Annotated in this window: 1 pseudogene; it reads right to left on the bottom strand. The window is 56.3% G+C overall.

The features are described 5' to 3' along the window. Positions 1–270, bottom strand: a pseudogene (locus AF337_RS15895) (DNA-binding response regulator); the annotation flags it as partial.

Here is a 270-nt window from a genome sequence, read left to right as displayed (position 1 = left end):
CCTGAGAGCAACGTGACAGGCGCCTCAGGAAAACGTGCAGCAATCGCCGCGAGATCATCCCGCAGGCTGGTGCTCTCAACACCTCTGCCGGCCAGACCTAATACAATCAAACGCACCTCAGCTCCAAGAGCTCGATCGAGACTCTCGGTCGAGATCAGATCTATAACGTTCCACCCGGTGAGTTCACGCTCAAGAAGCTTCACCACGGTGGTGCGCGCCAATGTAGAATGCTCAACGATGATCACAGTTGGTGCATTGCGCCCCATACGG

Origin of the sequence: Rhizobium ecuadorense, assembly GCF_001187535.1 — a bacterium.
In the GTDB taxonomy this organism is placed as follows: domain Bacteria; phylum Pseudomonadota; class Alphaproteobacteria; order Rhizobiales; family Rhizobiaceae; genus Rhizobium; species Rhizobium ecuadorense.
This window is presented reverse-complemented; position numbering and strand designations above follow the sequence as displayed.